This window comes from Altererythrobacter xiamenensis (assembly GCF_900177715.1).
GTDB classification, from domain to species: Bacteria; Pseudomonadota; Alphaproteobacteria; order Sphingomonadales; family Sphingomonadaceae; genus Erythrobacter; species Erythrobacter xiamenensis.
Window position 1 is genome coordinate 773544 of record NZ_FXWG01000001.1, and the last position, 22663, is coordinate 796206.

Here is a 22663-nt window from a genome sequence, read left to right on the forward strand (position 1 = left end):
CGGAGCTAAGCGCCAGATCCGATGAGCGAGAATGCCAAACTGACGCGCGGGTCCATCCCGGGGCATCTCGTCTCGCAGACGCTACCGATGATCCTCGGCGTAGCCGCGATCATGTCGATCGGACTGGTCGATGCCTACTTCATCGGGCAACTCGGCAGCGAGCAGCTCGCCGCGATCTCCTTCATCTTTCCCGTCACCATTGCCATGGGCAGCGTCGGCGTCGGCGTGATGGTCGGGATCAATTCGGTCGTGGCGCGCGCCTTGGGCGAAGAGGACGTGGAAAAGGCGCAGCGACGCGGGATGCTGGGCCTGCTGTTCGCTATTGCGAGCGGCATCATCGTGGGGCTCGCGCTTTTCTTCGCGCTCGATCCACTGTTTTCCCTGCTGCAGGCACCAGACCACCTGCTCCCCTTCATCCGGACCTACATGCAGCCCTTCGCGCTGGGCTTCCCGCTCCAGATGACGATCATGGGGATCAATGGCGTGCTGCGCGGACAGGGCGAGGCGAAGCGCACGTCGCTCGTCTCGATCACCTATGCCGCAGCGAACTGGGTGCTCGATCCGATCCTGATTACAGGAGCCTTCGGCATCGGGGGGCTGGGCATCGTCGGCGCAGCCTATGCGACGCTCGCCGGTTGGGCCTGCGGTATCGTTCTGGGCTTCTTCCTGATGCGCCGCGCACCGCTGAGGATAGAACCGTCCTCGCTGCGCAATTGCTCGATTGGCGAACCGCTCGTCGCCATGCTCAAGGTCGCCGGACCCGCCGCCTTTTCCAATTCGATCAATCCGATCGGCCTGTCCGTCCTCACCGCGCTGATAGCCAGCCAGGGAGAAGCAGCGGTCGCAGGTTTCGGTGCAGCAGGCCGGGTCCAGAGCTTTGCCGTGGTTCCGCTGCTCGGCCTGTCGGGATCTATCGGCGCGATCATCGGGCAGAACTGGGGGGCGAAGCAGTATGATCGCGCGCGCCACGCTATTCTGCTGGCGGGTGCCTTCTGCATCGGCTGGGGCCTGTTCATTGCCGCCCTCCTCGCCTTCAACGGTGACTGGTTCGCCGATTTCTTCACCGAGGATCCGCAGGTCATCGAAGAGTTCAGCAGCTATCTCTCGATCGCGGCCTGGGGTTACGCCGGCTTCGGCCTCCTGATCGTGTCGAACGGCGCGCTCAATGCTGTCGACAAGGCGAACCTTGCCCTCCTGCAATCATTCGCGCGGGTCTTCCTCATCATGCTGCCCGTGGCGTGGGTCTTGCGCGGAAGGATCGGGTCTGCAGGCATCTACACCGGCGAACTTGCAGCAAATGTGATTGGCGGAGCGATCGCGGCGCTGATCGTCTGGCGCGTGCTCAAGCGAGGCTCACCCCGGACCTGAAGTATCGCTGACCATTCGTTAACCATCATGCGTCATAGGTGACCTTCGAAAATCTTCGGGGGCAAAGCATCCATGGACGACCTGCTGACGGAATTCGTCGCAGAAACGCGCGAAATGCTCGAGGCGAGCGAAGGCGAGATCATCGCCTGGGAGACCGATCCATCGGACCGGGCGCGGCTCGATGCAATCTTTCGGTTCGTACATACGGTGAAGGGAAACTGCGGTTTCTTCGACTTCCCGCACCTCGAAAAACTCAGCCACGCGGCAGAAGACGTGCTCGCCGAAGTCCGTGCCGGACGGCGCAAGCCTGACGCTGCGCTGGTCACGGCCGTCCTCGCCGTCATCGACCGCATCTCGGAAATGGTCGACGCCATCGAAAAGGGTGAGGAAATCGCCGAAGAGTCGCGTGACGTCTCACTCATTGCAGCGCTCGAGGCCGATGCCGGCTCCGACGACGGATTCGAGGAGGTGGCAGCCTCGCATTCCGAGGAAGCTGGACCTGCCCGCAAGACCGAGAACGGCAGTTCCACTCCGCGTACGATCCGCCTCCCTGTAGATCTTCTCGACCGGGTGATGAGCGGCGTGTCGGACATGGTTCTGGCGCGCAACGACCTCGGACATCGCCTGCGCGAAGCCGGCAACCAGCCGACGATCGACGGACCTTTCGAACGGCTCAACGCGATCCTCAACGATGTCCGCGACGCCGTCACACGCATGCGCATGCAGCGGATCGAGCACCTTTTCGGCGCGTTCCCGCGGCTCGTCCGAGATCTTTCGAACGAACTTGGCAAGCAGGTCATGATCGACCTGGAGGGCGGCGATGTGGAGCTCGATCGCGAGATGATCGAAATGATCCGCGACCCGCTCACGCACATTATCCGCAATGCGATCGATCATGGGATCGAACCGCCGAGCGAACGGCTCAAGGCGGGCAAGCGCGAGATCGGCATTCTCGGCATTTCGGCGCGTCAGGCCGGCAACAAGATTTCGATCTTCGTCACCGATGACGGTGGCGGGCTCAACGTCCAGAAGATCGGTGACAAGGCGGTCGCCAACGGCCTGATTACCGCCAGCCAGCGCGACAAGATGAGCCGCGAAGAGATCGTCCAGTTCGTCTTCGAACCCGGTCTTTCGACGGCTGACAAGGTCAGCGCGGTTTCCGGTCGGGGCGTCGGTCTCGACGTGGTGCGCGACAATCTCGAGAAGATCGGCGGGTCGATCAAGGTTGCCAGCACCGAGGGCGAAGGGACCCGCTTCTTCCTCCAGATCCCGCTGACGCTGAGCATCATTTCGGGCCTCACGGTCGAAGTCGAAGGCCAGCGTTTCGCGATCCCGCAGTCCTATGTCGAGGAAATCGTCCATCTCGGCACCGACGGTATCGAGTTCGCGAATGTCGGCGGCACCAAACTGGTCGATTTCCGCAACCAGCGCACGCCGTGTCTCTCGCTAGCCGATGCAATCGGCCTCGAACACGCGCTCGCGCCCAATCAGCGCACATGCGTCATGCTCAAGCTTGCGAGCGGCGATCTTTTCGCTCTCGAAGTCGATCGCATACTCGCCATCACCGACCTGGTCGTGAAGCCGCTCCCGCCGGCGATCATGGCGTCCGAGCTCTATGCCGGTTCGACGCTGCTCGATGATGGCAAGCCGATCCTGTTGCTCGACGTACCGCAGATCGCCTTGAACAGCGGCCTCGTCGGCGAGACCCGCTCGTCCTTCAGCCGGGTAATCGAGGACGTGGTCGAAGTACACGCCGAGAACGGCGTTCGCGCGATGCTGTTCACCGACCTCGAAGGTCGCCGCCGCGCGGTCCGCCTCGAACTGGTCCAGCGCATCGAAACCGTGACCCAAGACGCGGTCACGACCGAGAAGGGCACCGCCCGCGTGGTCGTGGACGACGAGATCCTGCCGCTGGCGGGGCTCGAAGGCGAACCCGAAACGGGCTCCAAACTGCGGATGCTGCGGCTTTCCGACGGCAGCAGCGATGTCCTGCTCGCCGTGACCAAGGTCGAAGATGCCATCACCCTCGATCAGGAACTGGTCGAAGTCGATGACGACGAAACGCTGGAAGCCATGACGCTCGTCAATGGACAGTCCATCGGCCTGATCGACGGGCATCGCCTCTTTGCCAGATACGGCAAGGTGCCAAGGCGCGTGGCCGCGCTGACCTGCCGCCTGCCGCAGGACGAATGGGCGCAGCGTATCCTCGCCCCGCTGCTCGACAGCGCCGGATACAAGGTCGCCGATGCGCAAGACACGACCGTCGATATCGCCATCGTTCTCGACGACGAGGGTAACGCCTCGAACGAAGATGACACCGCATCGCCCGTCATTCGCCTGCGAAGCCAGCCGGATGACGAGGTGGCCGAGCAGGAGCGCGAGGCCTCGATCTATCGTTATGACCGCGCAGGGCTGCTTGCCGCGCTCCGCCAGATCAAGAAGGGAGTCGCCGCATGAGCGAGCTTCTCGTCGCCGTCCAGATTGCCGGACGCCGCTGCGTCCTGCGCGCGCATGACGTGCAATCGGTCATCGAACTGGGCGAAACCACGCCCGTACCCGGCGCGCCGGACTACGTGGTGGGGCTGACCGCACTGCGGAGCCAGGCGCTCACTGTCATCGACTGCCGCCGTGCAATCGGCTTCGACCCCGAAAAATGCGATACCGATATTCGGGCGCCCGTGGTCGCGGTCAACGGCTTCTCCTACGCACTGATCGTCGACCTCGTCGAAGATGTGACGCAACCGGAAGGCGAACCTGACGGTGTGCTGGGCGGTTTCGGAGCCGAATGGGCCCGCGTAGCCCGCGGAATGGTGGAGACCTCCAGCGGACCTGCGCTGATGATCGATGCCGAAAAGTTAATCGAAGAGCCGATCCGTCAGCGCAACGCGGCTTAACCCAATACTTACGCCTTAACCTTAGGCTGATGCCAAACGCACAGAGGTCCAGATGTCGAAGTCATGTCTTATAGTCGATGATTCGCGGGTTATCCGCAAGGTGTCGAGGCATATCCTCGAAACCCTCGGATTTACCGTCGAAGAAGCCGAGAACGGCAAGGAAGGCCTCGAGAAGTGCGAGGGCTCGATGCCTGACGTGGTCCTGCTCGACTGGAACATGCCCGTCATGACAGGGATCGAGTTTATCACCCAGCTGCGCAAGGCACCCGGCGGTGACAAGCCAAAGGTGGTGTTCTGCACCACCGAGAACGACGTCGCGCACATCCGCGAAGCGATCAGCGCCGGTGCCGACGAGTATGTGATGAAACCCTTCGATCACGAGACCCTGCAGATAAAGCTGCAACTTGTCGGCTTTGCCTGAGGGCAAGACCGATGGACGCTCGCCCGAGCCAGCTACGCAAGACCTCGAGGATCAAGGACAGTAATTCTCCCATCCGCGTGATGATCGTGGATGATTCGCTCACTGTCCGGACAATTTTCTCGCGCATGGTCGAAGATGAAGGCGGCATGGAAATTGTCGGCACCTTCAGCAATGCCGAACGCGCATTGGTAAAACTGCGCGACCTGGACGTCGACGTCATCCTTCTCGACCTCGAAATGCCCGGCATGGGCGGTCTCGAAGCGCTTCCCAAAATACTCACGACCGCCGAAAACGCCCAGGTTCTGGTCGTTTCCTCGCTGACGCAAGATGGTGCGGAACACACGCTTTCGGCCTTGTCGATGGGCGCTGCGGACACCATGCTGAAGCCGCGACCGGGCGGTTTCGACAACATCTACCGCGCCAGTCTTCTCGAGAAGATCCGCGCGCTCGGCACACAGGACTGCGAGACGCAACCAGCCGCTTCGGACACCGCCCGCACCTCCGCAAGAACCCGCGCCAGGTCTCCCAAGGACCCCGAACTGGTTGCCGTGGGCGCTTCTACCGGCGGGATCCACGCGCTCAATGCGATGCTGCGCTGCCTGCCCCCCAGTTTCGATCTGCCGATCGTGGTGACACAGCACCTTCCCGGCAGCTTCATGCCGGTCTTCGCACGTCAGCTCGAGGTTGCCTCGGCGCGCCGCTCCGTGGTCGCCAGCCAGGGCAGTGAGCTGCGCCGCGGCGAAATCCTGATCGCGCCGGGTGACGGGCACCTGTCCGTCGTGCGCAAGGGCGAAAGGCTGGTGGTCGAGCTATCCAGCAATCCCGCCAGCAGCGGCTGCATGCCTTCGGTCGATCCGATGCTGTCCAGCATCGCCGAAACGCTCGGGGGACACGCAATCGCCGTCATCCTGTCGGGCATGGGTCGCGACGGTGTCGAAGGTGCGGGGCGCCTTGCCGAGGCCGGCGGCTCCATTCTGGTTCAGGATGCCGAGACATCGGCCGTCTGGGGAATGCCGGGCAGTGTTGCGAAGGCTGGCCTGGCCAGCGCAATCGAGCCGCCCGAAAAAATTGCCGAAATGATCGTATCGCTCGCCCGGGTGCCGGCATGGAAGTGAGCCAGGCCTCCTATGTCGTGATCGCCGATCTCCTCGCCAAGCATACCGGGCAGAACCTTTCGGAAAGTCGCAGGTGGCGGATTGGCACATCGCTTGCCGGCATCTTCAGAGAACGCGGTATCACCAATGTCGACCAGCTCGCCTGCCTGCTCGATGCCGACAAGGGCAGCCAGCTGGAACGTGACGTCGTCGAAGCGCTGCTCAACAACGAAACCTATTTCTTCCGCGACAAGCCGACATTCGATCAGCTGACCGAGAAGGTCTTCCCGCGACTTGCCGAACTGCGTCGCAATGAAAAGCGCCTGCAGATCTGGTGCGCGGGCTGTTCGACCGGACAGGAAGTGCATTCGATCGCGATCCAGTTCGCCGAGCAAGGCAGTTTCTGGGACGACTGGGCCATCGACATCCTCGGCACCGATGTCTCGCACAAGGTGATCTCCGCCGCACGCTCCGGCCGGTACAGCCAGTTCGAAGTCCAGCGCGGCTTGTCGGTCTCGCAAATGCTCGATCATTTCGACGAGACCATTTCGGGATGGCAAATCCGTACGGGAACGCGAAAAAACGTGCGTTTCCAGCAGCATAATATCCTAGACGAGGCTCCGGCACACCGCCGGTTCGACCTCGTTCTGTGCCGCAACGTGCTACTCTATTTCGACGCCAGGACGCGAGAAAAGGCGTTCGAGAGGCTTCACAGCGCGGTTTCGCCCGACGGCTTCGTCATGCTCGGCGCGGGCGAGACGGTCGTCGGCCAGACCGACCTTTTCACACCTGTCAGAGGTCTCGCGAGTGTTTACGAACCCTTACCGAGATCCTCCGGATTGAAGGCCGTACGGGCCGGCTAGGCCCACTGCAAGAGTGCCTCTCGCCGCCGGTCAGGAAGGTAAACATAGGGTTTACCGTTCATTAGCGAATCCGAATTAACAACGCGAAATGGGTTGCGCGAGCTTGCGCAGAGCAGGGGCATTATGATGACAGCCTGGATGAAATCCGGCAAAATATCGGCTGCGGCGATGGTGCTATTGCCCCTCGTCGTACTTTCCGCGCTCTTCGGAATTATCGCTCTCATCGTCTCGCAGAGCGAGCGGCTCACCTTCGTATCGCCCAGCTCGCTCCTGATCGCCGGATTTCTCATCTACGGCGCGACGATCTTCCTTCTCAGCCGCTTCGGCTTCGCCCAGGTTCGCGAACTCGAATCCGCCAGCATGATCGACACGCTGACCGGACTACCCAACCGTCGCGCGCTCCACGCCGATATAGAGCGCGATGGGACCGACGGTGCCGAAGTCGCCGTTGCTCTCGTCGATCTCGATCGATTCAAGCAGGTCAATGACCATTACGGCCATCACGTCGGCGATCAGCTGATCCAGCAGGCGGCCGAAATCCTGACCGAACTGTGCGGCGAGGAAGCCCAGCCTTACCGCCTCGGCGGGGACGAGTTCGCCATCTGCATGATCGGTCCGCTGGCCGGCACGATCCTCGAAGGGATCAGCCGCAATGTGGTTGACCGCCTGTCGCGGCCAGTGGCCCTGGGCGATCGCCGCGTCGTGGTGGGCGCCAGCATCGGGCTGTCGCGCAGCACCGGTTCCGACGGTCTTGAATCGTCCGAACTGCTGCGCCGCTCGGACGTCGCCATGGATGCCTCCAAGCGCGGCGGCAAGATGCGGTGCACCTGGTTCAGCGAAGACTTCGATCGCAATCGCGAAGCACAGCGTGAGCTCGATGGCGAATTGCGCAAGGCGCTCGTCAAGGAAGAGTTCGTGCTCCATTACCAGCCGCTCGTGCATGCCGATACGCAGAAGATCGTGGCAGTCGAATCCCTGATCCGCTGGAATCGATCGCAAGGCGATCCGATCGGGCCGCACATCTTCATACCGATCGCCGAAGAGTCGGGTCTTATCAACGAGATCGGTCTCTGGGTCCTGCGGACTGCCTGTCGTGATGCGCTGCGTTGGAGCGACATCAAACTGTCGGTCAACATTTCCGCTGCCCAGTTGCGCAACCCCGAGTTTCCGATCCAACTCGGCCAGATACTCGAAGAATCCGGGTTCCCGGCGGAACGGCTCGAACTCGAGATCACCGAAACCTGCCTCGTCCTCGACCCGGTGGTGGCGGAACGCAGCCTCGATGTGATCCGCGGGTTCGGCGTGAACATCTCGCTCGACGATTTCGGCACCGGCTACGCATCGATCGGTTTCCTTCGCCAGTTCCGCTTCGAGAAGCTCAAGCTCGATCGCTCGCTTGTCGTGCAGGCAGAGGACGACGATGGATCGCGCGCCATGATGCTCTCCAGCATCACGGTCGCGCGCGCACTCGACATGGGGGTGACCGCCGAGGGTGTCGAAACCGAAGCGCAGGCGGCGATGGTCCGCACCGCCGGTTGCGATCAGATCCAGGGCTGGCTCTACTACAAGGCCATGCCCGCGCATGAAGTTGATGAATTGCTCGAAAGTTCGGCGCAGCCGCAAATCGAGAATGAGCCATTGAACAGGAAGGGCGTGGCATGAGCGCGTTGCAAGACTTGGTGGCAGATTTCGAGCCGGAGACCCACGTCTCACCGCAAGCTGAAAATGGGCAGGCTCGTCGCAATCCGATAGCCCGCGCCCGCGCGTGGTTCGGCAGCCTGAAGCTCGCCAACAAGGTCCGCCTGATCCTCGGAACGTACTCGGCCCTCGTCGTGGTATTCTGCCTGATCATGGTCGTGGGCCTGGCCAATCTCTATACGCGCATCGAGACCAGTGCGGCGCTCAAGGATGCTGTCAGTGACAGCAAGGAACTGAGCATCAGCTTTTCCGACATGCGCTACAATTCGGTGCGATTCATCTTCGCGGGCGAAAGCGTAGCGCTGGAGGGCGAGGCAGAGGCGTTCGAGATCGCCAATGCAGAGCTTGCCTCGATGAAGGCGCTGACCGAGGAATTCGGGCCGCAGTACACTCCAATGGTGGAGGAGCTGCGCCAATCGCTCTCCGATTACAAACAGACCTTTGCGGAACTTCGTGCAAGCCTCGAGCGCAATGGCCGGAACGAGACGAGTATCGCGCTGGCCTACCAGCTTTCGCGTCAGGGCGAAGAATTCCTGCTCGAGACCGAGCGCTTCGGCGACACCGTTAACGTCGAAATCGACCGCATGGATGTCGAAGATTCGGCCTATTTCTTCAACATGGTCGGACTGCTGCTTGCGATCGGCCTGATCGCCGCCTTCATTCTCGTGTTTGGCTTCCGTTACCTCAGCCAGGACTTCTCGCGAAAGATCGGGGAGATCACCGGAGGTATGACACGCCTGGCCAATGGTGACCGTCACTTCGAGATCGACGGAATCGAGCGAGCGGACGAAATAGGCGAAATGCTCCGCGCCATGGCCATGTTCAAGAAGGCGAATATCCGGCTCGAAGAATGGGCCGAGGAGCGCGCGGAACGCGCTGCCGATGAACTGCGTATCCAGCAGGAACGCGAGAAGGAACGCGAAGAGCTTGAGAAGCGCCGCGCCGGCATGATGGCGGAAATGGCCGATCAGTTCGAACGCTCCGTCGGCGATGTCGTAAGCGGCGTGGCCGCGGCGGCTTCGCAACTCCAGTCGACGGCGTCCAACATGGCCATCTCGGCCGAGGAATCGACCCGTCAGACCGCCGAAGTGGCCAAGTCCATGGAAGAGGCCAACGCTGGCGCGACCGCTGCTGCGGCTGCCAGTGACGAGTTCGCCATGTCGATCGGTGAAATCAGCCGCCAGGCCGCATCTTCGGCAGAACTGGCGCGCGATGCGACTGGCGCTGCCAACCGCGCGGACGAGACGATCTCCGCCCTCTCCCAATCCGCTGAACAAATCGGCCAGATCGTCGAGATGATCCAGACGATCGCCCAGCGCACCAATCTTCTCGCGCTCAACGCCTCGATCGAGGCGGCGCGCGGCGGGGAAGCCGGTCGCGGCTTCGCAGTGGTCGCTTCGGAGGTGAAGGAACTCGCCATGCAGACCAGCCGCGCGACAGAGAAAGTCGCCGAGCAAATCCAGGCGATGCAGGAAACCACGGGCGCAAGCGTGGAGGCGCTTCGTTCCATCGCGAGCCAGGTGCAGGAACTTGAGACCACCTCTGTCTCGATTGCCTCGGCAGTCGACCAGCAATCCGTCGCAGGTCAGGATCTGGCGCGCAGCATCGATCTTGCGGCGCGGAGCACCGATGCGGTGTCGAGCCACATCGACGATGTCCGCGAACTGTCGCTTTCGACCGGCGCCGCAGCGAGCCAGGTGCTCTCCTCGGCAACGGATCTCGAGGAACAGGCATCGACGCTCCGCAATCAGCTCAACTCGTTCCTGGTCAAGGTTCGCACGGGCTGATCAAGCGCCAGGCGGCAGGCTGAACTATCGCGCGGATTTGCTACGCACCCGGGACTCGAAACACACAAGGCCCGCCCCTGAGATGGGAGCGGGCCTTTTCTTTGGCGTGTTTTTAAAAACCTGGCCTTGAGCGCGGCAATTTAGGGGTAGCTGATAGTCGAATAGGGTCGGCAAAAGTCTAGTTCGCCAGTTTGTCTTTGCCGACCCCACCTGCGGTCTGCATATTGTCTGTCGCTATGATCGCCGGGTATCTCAGTGATGTCAGCGAGCCGGCCCTTCGAGCGCCGGACACGGTAGTCGGAGCGGAAAGCGGCCCCGACGGCAGTACGCACACGCTTGGCTCTCGCGCTGCGCTTTCAGGAACGAGCAGCCTGACGTTTCCCGGCTTCGTATTGAACAGGGCGCTACCAGGTGCAGTCGTAGCGGCGATCGTTTTTGCAGTTCCGGGATTGTCGCTCGAGCACCTCCAGAGCAGCGGCAAGACCGTCACCGGTCCGGTAACTATCGACCTGCAAAGCTTGCGGAGGGCGTCATCCGAACCCTCCACAGCGACTGCTTCAAGAGCACGACAGGACGGCCAGCCAGCAGATGAAATTGCCTACGCACGACCCACTGCCCCGCTCGTGCCGATTCAATCTGACGCTCGATCATCCGCTTCCGAAGCGTCTCGAGACCAAGCCTTGATCGTATCGCCCGCGTCGGTCGGCCCGGTCACTTCATTACCTGGTCCGAACCCGCAATCCGACACAGACAGGACCCTCGCGCAGCCAGGCAATCTTACTCCGAACGGCAGCGCAGAGAACGGCAGGCTCCAACCGGCCTCGGTCCGCGTTCTCGAGCCTGCACGATCCCTGAATCTTCCCGATATTGCGCCGGGCGTTCCGTCAATTGACAGTGATAGTGCCTCCGCCGCCGTGAGGATGCTGGGGTCCGGAGCCGTGCTTCCGATCATGGCCGAACTTCCCTTCTCGCCGGGCGCAACGGCCGCACTGGATGCGCAAGACGGGACAATGGCTCTGGCACGGCAGGACAGCTCAGAGCTCGCGATTGGGTCTCAGGCTGCCGTCATCGACGCGCCGCGCAATGCGTCAACCGCTCCGGCCGCAGTCGCCCCGAACATGGGGCCGACAGATCTGCGCGGGCGGAAGCCGTCCCGATTGGCCGAGCTGGCTTCCGTGGAGTCGCAGCCTGCGCAGCGCAGGTCAGAGGCGATCTCCGATCAGATCGAAGGACCACCGCGAGCGGCTGTCACGCCACCTTCCGCTCCCGAGATGTCGGGCGAGCCCGGCCAAGCTCCGAGCCGGCTTGCCGCGCTCTCCACTTCAGCGCAACCGGTTCGCGAAGCGTCGCAGAAGGCCAAGCCTCATGACAGCGACTTCGTACCGCGCCTGAAGGGCAGGACGTTCGCGACCGGTCAGGGCAACTCGATGCCGTCGGCGGTCGCAATAGCGTCTCAGCTAACCACGCGGATCGATGGCCGCGTGGCGGGTGAAATCGATTTCCAGCAGGACATGCGTTCGATAACCGTTCGGATCGGTTCGATCGTCGAGTTGCTGGGCGATCGGTATGATACCGCCGAGCTTAAACGTCTCACCCAGTCGGCTGCCGGCAACGCCTATCTCTCGCTCGCGCAGCTGCAGCAGGTGGGCATCCCGATTTCTTATGACCCGGTGTATGACGAGTTCAATATCGGGTCGAAGGACTACCTTCCCACGGCGGCGCACAAGGTCCAGATGGACCAGATCTCCCGACCGCAGCGCGAAGTGGGGCCAATCGTGATGGAGCAGCTGAGGCGCTGATCTGGCATCTGGAGCCCTAGGGCTCAGCAGGAACCGCGCGTCAGCTCATAGGGCTCGCGGCCCTGTTCCTCGACCACCAGCCGCGCACACCAGTCTCCGTCGCTTGCCGTCCGGATGGTGGTCAGGACAGCCGGCGTGTTCGCCCGAAGCGAGGTTTTGCCCCTGTGCGTGGACGAAGATCGGCCAGTGACTTCGAGGGTGTATTGGACCGTCTGAGCGTGGGGGGAATTAGCGCGCAAAAGCACCTCCACCATGTCCGATTCTTCAGAGACATCGAGACCGAGTGCGTGGGTTTCCTGTGCCATGAGTTGCTCCATCGAAAAGGTAAGAAGGACGAGAGCGACGGCCGCTTTGATCATGATCCGCCTCCATTGGCGCCGAGTTGCTGGATCAGTGCGTTGATCAATTGCTGGGTCTCGGGCGACAGATCGCTTCCCGGCTCGCCAGCGGTACCGGTCGCCAGCGCATCAGCGGAGGCCGTCTCGCCAAGCGCTACGGAAGCGACGGCCTGATCTTCGAATGTTTCTGCCTTCCCGACGTTACGCGCGAGCCGTTCGATCACCCGCTCTATTGCAGGGGACGTGACATCCTCCAGCCCCTCTCCGAGCAGCCGCTCTTCTGCCGACAAGGCGTTGACGGTGCGCGCCGCGAAATCGCCCGAGCGCGTTTCAAGGCGGTTCCGGCACAACGCGCGGATAGCCTCGACATCCGGCGGATTGTCGCAGATATCCGTGCCCTCGATCGCCTCAAGGAGAACGCGGCGCTCGCTCTCGCTCAATTGCGCCAGTTCGGGCAGGTCGAGGCCATCGCCCAATTGTGCGATGGGATCATCGTCGGCCCCTTCGGGAGATACTTGCTTCAGCTTCGAGCCTGCGTCTTCGTCGGCCTTGCGTGCTGCGATTTGCTGCTCGGCCGCCCGCAATCGCGCAGCCGCGACGCTTTCAGGCGTGATTACGTCGGGGAAGTAAACCTTGGACTGGGCAGGGACTTGCTGGAACGTCTCATCCGATTGACCGGCCTGAACGACCCGGGTGGCGTTTTGCTCACCTTCCTGTGCAGCCGCAGGGAGCGACCAGAGCAGCGCTGCCGACAGAACGAGCGCCATCGGCGGGACATGGCTGCCCGCGCTGGTTGCTAATCCAGGAGACCGTTTCTCGATCAGTTACCGCCTCCGCTATTGGTCTGCGTAACCTGCATCGCGGCTCCGCCGGTTTGCGTAATCTGCAGATCGGACAATCCGCTACCGTCCTGCGTCCATTCGAGCCGATTGCCCGCGTCGAGCTGGACGGCGGTCATTGCATTGTTGTCGCCGTTCTGGGTCAGGCGGGCCTGGTTATCGTCTCCGTCCTGAACCAGCGTCAGGCTGTTGCCATTGCCATTTTGCAGGATCGCGGCAGCCAAATACAACAACCCGCCATCTGCCTGGGATATATCCGCCGTATTCCCGGCCCCTTCTTGCGCCAGAATCAGCTCTGTTTCCCCGATACCGTCCTGCGAGGCGAGGACGGAGTTCTCGTCGCCGGACTGTACGATGGTTGCCGAATGTGGGCCTGCACCGCCCTGTGTCAGCGTGCTGACATTGCTGGCGCCATCCTGCACGATTTGCGCCCGGCCATTCGACCCGCCTTGCGAGACATCGGCGCGGTTGCCGACACCGACCTGTTCGATGAAGACACCCCGCTCATCCGTCGCGCTCTCGCTGTCTTGCGCGTGGGCCGGCATGGCCTGCAGACCGAGCAAGAGGGCCATCCCTGCAGCGAGGCTGGCCTTGGTTCCAATCGAAGATGTTTTGCCGAACATGGTTGTCGCTCACTTGTATCATGAAAGCGCTTGCCGGGCGAGAAAACAGGGGAACTCGCCCGGCAAGCTAGGGCCTTCGGGCTAAAGGCCCTGGTTCACGGTAGCGGTGTTGCCGCTGCCGATCTGGTCGACATTGGAGACCTGACCGCTCCCGGTCTGGGTCACCAGTGCGTTGTTGCCGGTCCCGTCTTGCAAGATACGGGAGAAAAGGTCGGAGCCGTTCTGGTTGCTGGTCGCACTGTTATGCTGGCCCAGTTGCTCGATGCTCGAGACATTGAACAGGCCGCCATCCTGGTTGATTGTCGCCGAGTTCTGGCTGCGGTCGCCGCCATTGCCGACGCCGCGCTGGACGATCGATGCACTGTTCTGGTCCGCTCCGGCACCCTGGTTGACCGTTGCTGTGTCTTCCCAGGACGATGCGGTTTGCAGGATGCTGGACGTGCTGCTCATCCCGTCCTGATTGACCGTTGCCACATTCAGGCTCCCGCCGTTCTGCAACACCGTGGAGATATTGTCGTCCCCGGTCTGCGTGATGAAGGCGTCGGACCGGTTGGTCATCGCGATCTGGGTGACATAGGACTGGTTGCGATCGCCCGACTGGATGATCACAGCGTCTTCGCCAAAACCGCGCTGCAGCACGTCGGAGTAGTTGTCGTTACCCGACTGGAGCACGTCGACTTCCTGCGTGTGCGGACCCTGGAACACATTCGATTCATTGCCCGATGCCGATTGGGTCACGAAGGCGCGCCCGCGGCTACCCCTCTGCGTGATGTTCGATTCATTGTCGAAGCCGGACTGGTCGACGACAGCCAGCAGATCGTTGGGCACCCCGCCACCGGCCGATTCCTGGAGAATGTTGGAGAGATGCATGTCGCCGCTCTGGAAAACGGTAGCGGAGAAGCTGTTCGCATCGTCCTTGATCAGGTTCTGTGTGACATTGGAGGTGCTCGCGCCACTCTGGAACACCTGGGCGTTGGCGGTGTTTGCGCCGTCTGCAGCAATGGTTTGCGCGATGTCGGAGGTGGCACCATCCAGCTGCGACACGGCCGCGTTCAGATTGCCTGTCGCGGCGCCTGCTCCGCTCGCGTTCTGGGTAATTCTGGACGTGTTGTCGTCGAAGAACTGAGTGACGGTGGCACTGACGAGCGTCGCATCACCGCCGAGCGACTGGCTGATGTCGGAAGTGTTCCTGGCACCACTTTGCAGAACCGCCGCTGTCGGGTCGAAGGTCCCGGGCGGCAAAGCGTTCGCATCGGATTGCGTGATCCGGGAGCTATTATCGAAGCCTCCTTGCACTACATTGGCAGAAGCGCCGAAGGAATCCTGGTCGATAATCGAGCCATTCCCGCTTCCGAGCTGATCGACGCCGGCCCTGTTGCCGTCACCATCCTGATCGATGTCGGAGGTGTTGCTGCCGCTCTGTTCGACATTGGCAGCATTGCCGACACCGTTCTGGTCGACGTCCGATACGTTCTGGGCGTAAGCGGGCGCGGCCATGGCAAGCGCGACGGCAGACGCGCCTGTGATTAGAATTGATCGCATGAGTATTCTCGCACTGGAGTTTGCTGAAACGAGGCCGGCCGCCGCGGATTTCTCCGCAGCGGCCGAAACCTAACTCACAGGCCCTGAGTGACCGTGGCGGTGTTGTTGCTGCCGCCCTGGTTCACGTTGGACGTGTTGCCGTCAGAAGTCTGCAGAACCGTTGCCGTGTTGAACGAGCCGGGCTGCAGGATCGTCGACATATTGTCGTTGCCTAGCTGGTCGACGTCGGCGGTGTTGCTGTCGCCGGTCTGCTCAATAGCCGACACGTTGTCATCGCCGAGCTGATAGAGGTCAGCAGTATTGAAATTGCCGCCCTGGTTGATGTTCGACAGACCGTTGTTCCCTTCCTGGAGCACATCGGCGAGCGCGTTATTTCCAGACTGGTTCAGGTTCGAGATATTGTCGTCGCCAATCTGCGTCACCGACACGCCGAACGTGAAATTGTCGAAAGTGCCGGATTGGTTGACGTTCGATTGGTTGTTATCGCCAATCTGATTGACGTAGGCGAGTGTGGCCACCCCGGTTGCGAAGACTTCGCTCGAGTTTGAGTCACCACTCTGATTGATCCATGCGAAATTGCTTTGGCCATCCAGACTAACTCCTGAAGAGTTGTTGTCGCCGGATTGGAAAACGCCTGCAGCTCCGGTGTTGTTCGGATCTATGAGCAACCCTCCTCCAAAAATCGAGCCGGGTCCGGCGTCGGAGCTTTGGAGAATAGACGAGGTGTTGCCAGCACCGGTTTGCTCCACCAACGCTTCATTGAAGTCCGCGCTTTGTCCGATGCTCGAGGTGTTGCCGCCGCCCGACTGAGTTACGCGAGCGACATTGTTGAAAGCCGACTGGTCGATCGTGGAGTCTTCACTGCCACCCGTCTGGGTGACATTGGCAAGGCCGCTAGCGCCACTCTGGAAGATCGTCGACGAACTATTGCCTTCGATGTCCTGCAGCACATTGGCAGTATTCGCTTCGCCGCTTTGGTCGACGAAGCTGCTGCCGTTCCGCGAGAGCTGCGTGACATTGGCCGTGTGAGAGCCGGTACCGCCTTGGTACACCTGCGAGTCATTATTGTAGGTCTCATCGGTGCCGACCTGCGATACGCCCTGCAACACATTGGCGGTGTTGTTGTCGCTCGACTGGTTGATGAGCGAGGATTGCTCGTCGTCGAATTGCGTCACATTGGCGATGTTGAAGCTGCCGCCTTGATCGATATTCGAAACGTTCGGATTCAGAGCCGTCTGGGTAGTCTGGTTCACATTGGCGGCGTTGAAATCGCCGCCCTGGCTAATGTTCGAGATCGAGCTAGGCGGCACGTTTGGATCAGAGAAGAAGGTGTCGTCGCCATCATCGTCCTGGTTTACGAGGGCCGAGTTGTTCGAACCGGTCTGCACGATATCCGAATCGCCGCCCAGGGTTCCCATCTGATTGACCACGGCCGTATTGGCATCCGCTTCCTGCAGGATGTCGGAAGTGGCATCCGCACCCGTCTGGTTCACCGTAGCCGTCGCGTTGGTACCCGTCTGGGTCACGTTGGAGGTGTTGTCCTGCGCCATGGCTGGTGTCGCCAGCGCGATGGCCAATACAGAAGCTCCGGTAATAATTACGCTCTTCATTGCATTTCTCCTAAGTAGAGGTTCTCACGACTTCGAAGGGTCCTCTTTATTATTCATTCTGGGTCGGTAGATTCCTCGTCACGGCCAAGAATTAAGCCGGCTTATGATTTTGAACGGAGGTGAGCGGCGCTCGGGTGAAATCACATCCGTGATCTCGGAATGCCCAGCGATCGAGTCGACACGGCGGCTTGCCGAGTGACCTGATGATGTGGCGAAAGTCCCGGGTTCCTGCCCCGAACGGGGTGATGCCAGGCGCTGCAAGAGCGAGAGTGGGGTTTCGCGCAGGGATGAATTCCGCTCTGCGCGATGGTCCGACGCGGCGATGTATCGGGGCGCGGGCGCATCAATACCGGCGTGGTTATTCATGTTGCATCACCTTCTCAATTAGGTGATACCTATCGATTGCCACGGCGCGCCAAGACGCCGGGCACTACAGGTAACACTAGCCTTACCTCTGCACGCATCGGAGTTGCCGCTCCTTTGCGTGCTGTTTTTCCAGCTTGCGATCCTGTGGAACCGCTATCGCAGCCGTTTCGTCGTAGGAGCAGTTAGCCCCGTTGATCTGTTCGTTTCAGGTTCTCACGAACCTTCGCGCTGGTTGTCGTCCTCCTCTTCAACGATGGTCAATTCCGAAAGCGAGCCGGCCTTGCGAACGGCGGCCTGAACGTCGCGCGCTTCATAAATGCCGTCGCGCTCGGCTCGGTAAGTGGAAAGAATTGGCTGCGCTGCGGCCATGTTCTCGAAACGCCAGAGGTCGAGCTCTACCCCTTCGAGTACGAGGCCATAGACGGCTTTCTCGATGGCCTGCTGCAGCGCAACTTGATCAGGTTCATTGGCGGTAATGCCCCATTCCGCCTCGAGCAATTCCTTGAAAGCGACAAAGCGATAGGCGCTTGCCCCCAGCGCCTGACTCGCGATGGTTTTCGATGCCGTGACATTCGTCAGAACTTCACCCGTACGGACCGATACCGCGCGCAGATAAACCGTCACCGTATCCTGCCGGTATTCGGTGCGCGCACCTATACCGAGGAACGCGGCCCCTGCCCCGCCCGTCACCGTATTGGTGTCATAACCGACGATGCCGCCTTCGAGCAGGACGCCCGCAAACAGCAGTGCGGGCAAGGCATTGGGATCGATCTGCTCCTCGCCAAGATAGCGCTTGCGCATCTCGCCGATGATCTGCCGCTCCTTAAGCAGGTTATCGAGCCGCTCGCGCTCGACCACGGTGAACCAATCGCGGTTCCCGGTTTCCTGCAGCGCCTTCACCAGCATCGCGCTGGCGCCTTGCGTGACAGCGCGGGAAAGGGTCTGTCCACCATTGGTCGGCTTGAACTGCCCGGTTTGATCGGTGAAGCCATAGACAGCGATTGCGACCTGCCGCTGTGGTGGAGGCAGCTGGTTGAGCAGGTTCTGCGTCTGGGTCTTCTTGGGGAAATAGGCGAGGCTTGTCTGCTCCGGGAGGAGATCGCGCCCGCTTTGGCCGACTGTCATGCACCCGGTCAGCGACAGGGCGGCAAACGGCGCGAGAAGCTTGAGTGCCGATCTGCGCATCAATTCACTTCCAGGAAAAGCGGAACGACAATGCGGGTTTCTTCGCCGGTGGTGTCGTCCCGGATGATCAAGGTCACGGAATCGAGCGAGCGGAAAAACTCGATCGTCTGTCCGCCGAAACTGATGACTCCGCTTTCCTGAGGGTTCTCGCCGAAAATCGCATCGACGATCTGCGAGGACAGTGCGGAGAGCAGTCGGGATTGAAGTTGCCGGGCGAAAATGTCGGCTTGGCTATCGCTCGTTCGTGCTTCGGGATCACGATAATCGTTCTGCGCATTTGCAGTGCCGAGAATATGGTTGGAATTGAAAGGATTGCCGCCAAAGGTCGGACTGATCGGTTCGTGCACCAGATCCTGCGCAAATGCAGGCGATGCTGCGGCAAGCGTCAATATCGCTGCCGCGGGCAGAAACGTATTAGGCACCCAATCCACTCCTCGAGTTGTTTCCGCCTTGCGCCGCCTTTCCGGTCGGTCTTCCTGCAAGACCAAGGATTATCCTTGGATTTCAAACGCCCCGAGTCTTGTGATGGGCAAGAACATGCACCGGTGGCTGGAGATTTTACAATTTCTATTCTGGGTTAGTTGGCGGGGCGTGAAAGGGTTAACGCCCGAACTGACGCCGAGAATACGGAGATTCTGGAGCCAGGAGATCGGCTGTGGAGAAGGCGTCTGACGCCGAAAGTGCCGCCCCCGCCTTAAAGGGGCAAAGGGAACATATCTTGAGTTCAGGTCTACAGACGCGATTGCAAAAAGGGCTGAAAGGGCGCGAGGCGGACGCGAGGATCAGCCTGAGCCTTGCGTGCTCATCGGAACACTTGGCCCTCAATACCGTTTTTGAGATGAGACGGGCGTAGCCTGCTCCAGCACGCCTCGCTGGCCGACAATCTCCCAGACATTGGACAGCAGGTCGTTCGTCAGTTGCAGGGCTATCACCTTGCAAGCTGGCTTTGCGGCAGCCGCCCCACTTGAAATCTTTTTTGAGGAGAGATTGCGATGCCTGCCAAATCGAAAGCACAGCAACAGGCGGCCGGCGCTGCCCTGGCCGCAAAGCGCGGAGAGATGAATAAGTCCGATCTGCAGGGCGCGTCCAAGGAGATGTACGAGTCCATGTCGGAAGACGAGTTGGAGGATTTTGCGGAAACCAAACGCGAAGACCTGCCAGAACACGTCGATGACAGCTGAGCCTATTCGGAATGTCCCATCGGTACCGCGACAATCGTGAAGAAATGGTGCGGCGACAGATTGCCGGACGCCGAATTTCGAACCCTGACATCCTGAACGCCTTCAGGGAAGTTCCGAGAGAAGCGTTTCTGCCGGAAGATATGCAGGAGTTCGCTTACGAAGACGCACCCCTGCCGATCGGGGAAGGCCAAACCATCAGCCAGCCTTTCATCGTCGCCCGCATGATTGATGCAGCGGGGATTGCGCCAGGCGACACGGTACTCGAAGTTGGTGCGGGGTCCGGATATGCCGCGGCGGTCATCTCTAGAATTGCCCGTGAAGTCACTGCAATCGAGCGCCACGAAACATTGGCGACACAGGCCTCTAGACGCATTGAAGAGCTGGGCTACGAAAATTGTTCGATTATCGCCGGCGATGGCACGAAAGGTTGCGAAGACCGTGCCCCTTTCGACGCCATTCTGGTCGCCGCACGCACCGCGACCGTTCCCGAGCCCCTGAAGCGCCAGCTCAAGATAGGCGGAAGGCTCGTGATCCCGGTAGGCGATGAGAGCCTGCAGCAGTTGCGGCTGGTCGAAAGAACCGGAGAGCAGGAGTGGGTCACTCAAGACATCGCCCCCGTTCGGTTCGTTCCCCTCCTCGATGGAATGGTTCCAGAGGATGGATCGCACGCTGGCTCCAATCATTCGACAAGCGTAGATCGCACACCGGTCCAGGTAATTGCCGACGAGGCCAGGCCGCTTCCGGGCATTTCCGATCCCCACTTCGCCGAGGCGTTCGATCACTACGCTGACAAGCGTGTGGTCATGCTCGGAGAATGCAGTCACGGCACGCATGAGTTCTATGCCGCGAGAGCCGCAATCACGCGCCATCTGGTTGAAAGGCACGGGTTTACCATCATTGCCGTTGAAGGCGATTGGCCGGATGCCGCGGCCTACGACCGATATATCAAGGGCCAGCAGCCGCGCAGCGAAGAACCCTTTCCCTTCACGCGATTTCCGACCTGGATGTGGCGCAATACCGTAATGCCGGGTCTCCTGGACGACTTGCGGAAACTGAACCAGTCACGCGGTTCCGGGGAGCAGATCGGTTTCTATGGTCTGGACATATACAATATGCACGGGTCGATTGAGGCCGTTCTCGGATATCTGGACGAGCATGATCCGGATGCTGCGGAAATAGCCAGGAAACGATACGGATGCCTCACGCCCTGGCAGTCGGACCCGGCAACGTACGGGCAGGCGGCGCTTCGCCAGGGATATGCCGAATGTGAAGACGCGGTCGTTGCTCAATGCCAAGAACTCCTGCAGCGCGCGCTCGAGCAAGATGGAGAGAGTTTCGGCGCTGCAATGAATGCGCGGCTTATCTCCTCAGCAGAGCGTTATTACCGGATAATGTATTACGGCGGAGCGGCCAGCTGGAACCTGAGGGACAGCCATATGGCCGAAACGCTCGTACACCTGGTCGACAAGGGCGGCGAGGATGCGAAGGCGATCGTCTGGGCCCACAACAGCCACATCGGCGATGCCCGGGCCACCGAAATGGGCGCGGTTCGGAAAGAACACAACCTCGGCCAGCTCGTCCGCGAAAGATGGGGCGACCAGATCGCCCTGATCGGTTTCGGCACGCATAGCGGCACCGTCACCGCCGCGACGGATTGGGGCGGTGAGCGAGAGATCAAGGCGATCAATCCATCGCGCCGCGACAGTTATGAGTGGCTATGCCATGATACGGGCATTCCGCGTTTTCTGCTTGATTTGCCGAGCGGCTCCTCGGCCTCGCATCGCCTGAGCGATCCCTTGCTTCAGCGCTTTATCGGGGTGATCTATCGTCCGGAAACGGAACGGTGGAGCCACTATAGCGAGAGCGTCCTGCCTCGCCAGTACGACGCCTATTGCTGGTTCGATGAAACAAGCGCGCTCGAACCTCTGGCAGAGCACGAGCCGAAGGGATGGCCCGCCGAAACCTTCCCTTTCGGGGTTTGATCGTGGCCCGGAGAAGAAGCGAAACGGAATCGGGGCGGACGTCCTCGTCGCCGATAGTGATCCTCCAGCTTCTCACAGGCATGGCGCTGTTCGGAAGTTCGACCCCGCTGAGCAAGATTGTCGGCTCGCACTTCTCGGTCTTCACGGCTTCCTTCCTGAGAATGGCCATCGCCAGTCTGGTGCTGTTGCCGTTCGCCTGGTTTTCTACCGCGAGGCTGGCGAACGCGAAAAGCTCGGACTGGTTTGTGATCGCGGCGGTCTCTTTCTTCGGCATGGTGGGTTTCACCGCCGCCATGCTGTTCGGCATGCGCCTTACGACCGGTGTGATCGGGTCGACGATCATGAGCGCCACGCCAGCAGTAACTGCGGGCGCAGCTGTGCTGTTCTTCGGTGCCGCAATGAACTGGCGGAAGGGAGGGGCACTGGCGCTCTCGGTAATCGGGATTGTCTTCATCAACCTGATGAGAGCCGATGGCGACGGCCAATCCGAAGCTCCACTGATCGGCGCTGCTCTGGTTGCCGTGGCGATATGCTTCGAGGCGGCCTACACCTTGTTGTCCAGAAAGCTTTCCGAAGGCGTGAGTTCGCTAGAGGCCACCCTTGCGGCTTCGGTCATGGCAGGCATCCTGTTCATCATTCTCGCCTTGGCCTTCGATCCGGCGCCGTTCGAAATCATCGGCGTGAATCACAAGGGATGGCTTGCTGTCTTCTTCTGGGGAGCCGTTACCGGCGGACTTGCGCCCGTCCTCTGGTACAGCGGCGCACGGCGTGCGCCCGGCGCACTTACAGCAGGTGCCATGGCCATAATGCCTATCTCCGCACTAGGCTTGTCCTATATCCTCCTGGGAGAAGCCTTTCGCTGGTCTCACCTGATTGGTTTCGGCCTCGTATTCATTGGCTTGATCCTGATGATTTTTGAGCATGCCGAGCGATCCGAGCGAGAGACTGAACCCAAGGTTTGAGGGACGGACTTCTCGAAAGGAGGCGATGCCGCGCTGCTCATCTTTCTTTCGTGGTGCTCGGCAAAACCGCAACAGCGTCACGCGCCAGTTCTTGTGCGACACATTGGCCAA

At 60.9% G+C, this 22663-nt stretch carries 19 protein-coding genes; 12 read left to right on the forward strand and 7 right to left on the reverse strand.

Annotated features, from left to right (window positions below; genetic code table 11):
- The first annotated feature begins 21 nt into the window (after nt 1-21).
- The 9 genes from CCE89_RS03865 (at nt 22) to CCE89_RS03905 (ending at nt 11924) form a co-directional block, all read left to right on the forward strand.
- Nucleotides 22-1368, forward strand: a complete 1347-nt coding sequence (locus CCE89_RS03865) for an MATE family efflux transporter (RefSeq protein ID WP_086436673.1) — start codon at nt 22-24, stop codon at nt 1366-1368.
- A gap of 72 nt (nt 1369-1440) precedes the next feature.
- Nucleotides 1441-3825, forward strand: a complete 2385-nt coding sequence (locus CCE89_RS03870) for a chemotaxis protein CheA (protein WP_086436674.1) — start codon at nt 1441-1443, stop codon at nt 3823-3825.
- Nucleotides 3822-4262 carry a chemotaxis protein CheW gene (locus tag CCE89_RS03875; protein ID WP_086436675.1) on the forward strand — a complete coding sequence of 147 codons (441 nt, stop codon included), beginning with the start codon at nt 3822-3824 and terminating at the stop codon, nt 4260-4262. Before CCE89_RS03870 ends, CCE89_RS03875 begins: the two co-directional genes overlap by 4 nt.
- A 52-nt stretch (nt 4263-4314) precedes the next feature.
- Entirely contained in the window at nt 4315-4683 is a 369-nt protein-coding gene (locus CCE89_RS03880) for a response regulator (protein ID WP_086436676.1), read from the forward strand.
- 11 nt (nt 4684-4694) lie between these two features.
- The gene (gene cheB / locus CCE89_RS03885; protein ID WP_234989922.1) at nt 4695-5798 is read left to right on the forward strand and encodes a chemotaxis-specific protein-glutamate methyltransferase CheB; all 1104 of its coding nucleotides are present in this window, start codon (nt 4695-4697) and stop codon (nt 5796-5798) included.
- Nucleotides 5789-6640 (forward strand): CheR family methyltransferase, encoded by an 852-nt coding sequence (locus tag CCE89_RS03890; protein ID WP_086436677.1) that lies wholly within the window; start codon nt 5789-5791, stop codon nt 6638-6640. The genes cheB and CCE89_RS03890 overlap by 10 nt, the downstream gene beginning before the upstream one ends.
- Before the next feature lie 138 nt (nt 6641-6778).
- Nucleotides 6779-8302 (forward strand): putative bifunctional diguanylate cyclase/phosphodiesterase, encoded by a 1524-nt coding sequence (locus CCE89_RS03895; protein WP_234989923.1) that lies wholly within the window; start codon nt 6779-6781, stop codon nt 8300-8302.
- Nucleotides 8299-10125 carry a methyl-accepting chemotaxis protein gene (locus CCE89_RS03900; RefSeq protein WP_234989924.1) on the forward strand — a complete coding sequence of 609 codons (1827 nt, stop codon included), beginning with the start codon at nt 8299-8301 and terminating at the stop codon, nt 10123-10125. Before CCE89_RS03895 ends, CCE89_RS03900 begins: the two co-directional genes overlap by 4 nt.
- A gap of 950 nt (nt 10126-11075) precedes the next feature.
- On the forward strand, nt 11076-11924 hold the full coding sequence (locus tag CCE89_RS03905) for a hypothetical protein (RefSeq protein WP_143255951.1): 849 nt from the start codon (nt 11076-11078) through the stop codon (nt 11922-11924).
- Between the two features lie 23 nt (nt 11925-11947).
- Here the strand turns inward: CCE89_RS03905 and csgH are convergent, their stop codons facing one another.
- From csgH to CCE89_RS03940, 7 genes are all read right to left on the reverse strand, one after another.
- Complete coding sequence (gene csgH / locus CCE89_RS03910) at nt 11948-12283, reverse strand: curli-like amyloid fiber formation chaperone CsgH (RefSeq protein WP_086436679.1); 336 nt, start codon at nt 12281-12283, stop codon at nt 11948-11950.
- Nucleotides 12280-13029: a hypothetical protein gene (locus tag CCE89_RS03915; protein ID WP_086436680.1), complete on the reverse strand. Its 750-nt coding sequence runs from the start codon at nt 13027-13029 to the stop codon at nt 12280-12282. The genes csgH and CCE89_RS03915 overlap by 4 nt, the downstream gene beginning before the upstream one ends.
- Before the next feature lie 53 nt (nt 13030-13082).
- The gene (locus CCE89_RS03920) at nt 13083-13724 is read right to left on the reverse strand and encodes a hypothetical protein (RefSeq protein ID WP_086436681.1); all 642 of its coding nucleotides are present in this window, start codon (nt 13722-13724) and stop codon (nt 13083-13085) included.
- Nucleotides 13725-13805: 81 nt separating this feature from the next.
- Entirely contained in the window at nt 13806-15266 is a 1461-nt protein-coding gene (locus CCE89_RS03925) for a hypothetical protein (RefSeq protein WP_086436682.1), read from the reverse strand.
- Nucleotides 15267-15340: 74 nt separating this feature from the next.
- Complete coding sequence (locus CCE89_RS03930) at nt 15341-16876, reverse strand: beta strand repeat-containing protein (RefSeq protein ID WP_086436683.1); 1536 nt, start codon at nt 16874-16876, stop codon at nt 15341-15343.
- A gap of 579 nt (nt 16877-17455) precedes the next feature.
- On the reverse strand, nt 17456-18427 hold the full coding sequence (locus CCE89_RS03935; protein ID WP_086436684.1) for a CsgG/HfaB family protein: 972 nt from the start codon (nt 18425-18427) through the stop codon (nt 17456-17458).
- Nucleotides 18427-18849: a curli assembly protein CsgF gene (locus tag CCE89_RS03940; RefSeq protein WP_234989925.1), complete on the reverse strand. Its 423-nt coding sequence runs from the start codon at nt 18847-18849 to the stop codon at nt 18427-18429. The genes CCE89_RS03935 and CCE89_RS03940 overlap by 1 nt, the downstream gene beginning before the upstream one ends.
- 570 nt (nt 18850-19419) lie before the next feature.
- Between CCE89_RS03940 and CCE89_RS03950 the strand changes: the two genes are divergently transcribed.
- Genes CCE89_RS03950 through CCE89_RS03960 form a run of 3 tightly spaced genes read left to right on the forward strand, consistent with a single transcriptional unit; the run spans nt 19420 to nt 22552 of the window.
- Nucleotides 19420-19608, forward strand: a complete 189-nt coding sequence (locus tag CCE89_RS03950) for a DUF3008 family protein (protein ID WP_086436686.1) — start codon at nt 19420-19422, stop codon at nt 19606-19608.
- Between the two features lie 11 nt (nt 19609-19619).
- Complete coding sequence (locus CCE89_RS03955) at nt 19620-21590, forward strand: protein-L-isoaspartate(D-aspartate) O-methyltransferase (protein WP_234989926.1); 1971 nt, start codon at nt 19620-19622, stop codon at nt 21588-21590.
- Nucleotides 21557-22552 (forward strand): DMT family transporter, encoded by a 996-nt coding sequence (locus tag CCE89_RS03960; RefSeq protein WP_086436688.1) that lies wholly within the window; start codon nt 21557-21559, stop codon nt 22550-22552. Before CCE89_RS03955 ends, CCE89_RS03960 begins: the two co-directional genes overlap by 34 nt.
- Nucleotides 22553-22663: the final 111 nt, after the last annotated feature.

Coding starts and splice junctions, on each gene's coding strand:
- CCE89_RS03920 (WP_086436681.1), bottom strand. CDS start 13,724: ATGTTCGGCAAAACATCTTCGATTGGAACCAAGGCCAGCCTCGCTGCA.
- CCE89_RS03900 (WP_234989924.1), top strand. CDS start 8,299: ATGAGCGCGTTGCAAGACTTGGTGGCAGATTTCGAGCCGGAGACCCAC.
- CCE89_RS03870 (WP_086436674.1), top strand. CDS start 1,441: ATGGACGACCTGCTGACGGAATTCGTCGCAGAAACGCGCGAAATGCTC.
- CCE89_RS03865 (WP_086436673.1), top strand. CDS start 22: ATGAGCGAGAATGCCAAACTGACGCGCGGGTCCATCCCGGGGCATCTC.
- CCE89_RS03915 (WP_086436680.1), bottom strand. CDS start 13,029: ATGGCGCTCGTTCTGTCGGCAGCGCTGCTCTGGTCGCTCCCTGCGGCT.
- CCE89_RS03875 (WP_086436675.1), top strand. CDS start 3,822: ATGAGCGAGCTTCTCGTCGCCGTCCAGATTGCCGGACGCCGCTGCGTC.
- CCE89_RS03895 (WP_234989923.1), top strand. CDS start 6,779: ATGAAATCCGGCAAAATATCGGCTGCGGCGATGGTGCTATTGCCCCTC.
- CCE89_RS03890 (WP_086436677.1), top strand. CDS start 5,789: ATGGAAGTGAGCCAGGCCTCCTATGTCGTGATCGCCGATCTCCTCGCC.
- csgH (WP_086436679.1), bottom strand. CDS start 12,283: ATGATCAAAGCGGCCGTCGCTCTCGTCCTTCTTACCTTTTCGATGGAG.
- CCE89_RS03935 (WP_086436684.1), bottom strand. CDS start 18,427: ATGCGCAGATCGGCACTCAAGCTTCTCGCGCCGTTTGCCGCCCTGTCG.
- CCE89_RS03880 (WP_086436676.1), top strand. CDS start 4,315: ATGTCGAAGTCATGTCTTATAGTCGATGATTCGCGGGTTATCCGCAAG.
- CCE89_RS03950 (WP_086436686.1), top strand. CDS start 19,420: ATGCCTGCCAAATCGAAAGCACAGCAACAGGCGGCCGGCGCTGCCCTG.
- CCE89_RS03925 (WP_086436682.1), bottom strand. CDS start 15,266: ATGCGATCAATTCTAATCACAGGCGCGTCTGCCGTCGCGCTTGCCATG.
- CCE89_RS03960 (WP_086436688.1), top strand. CDS start 21,557: ATGGCCCGCCGAAACCTTCCCTTTCGGGGTTTGATCGTGGCCCGGAGA.
- CCE89_RS03905 (WP_143255951.1), top strand. CDS start 11,076: ATGGCCGAACTTCCCTTCTCGCCGGGCGCAACGGCCGCACTGGATGCG.
- CCE89_RS03955 (WP_234989926.1), top strand. CDS start 19,620: ATGTCCCATCGGTACCGCGACAATCGTGAAGAAATGGTGCGGCGACAG.
- cheB (WP_234989922.1), top strand. CDS start 4,695: ATGGACGCTCGCCCGAGCCAGCTACGCAAGACCTCGAGGATCAAGGAC.
- CCE89_RS03930 (WP_086436683.1), bottom strand. CDS start 16,876: ATGAAGAGCGTAATTATTACCGGAGCTTCTGTATTGGCCATCGCGCTG.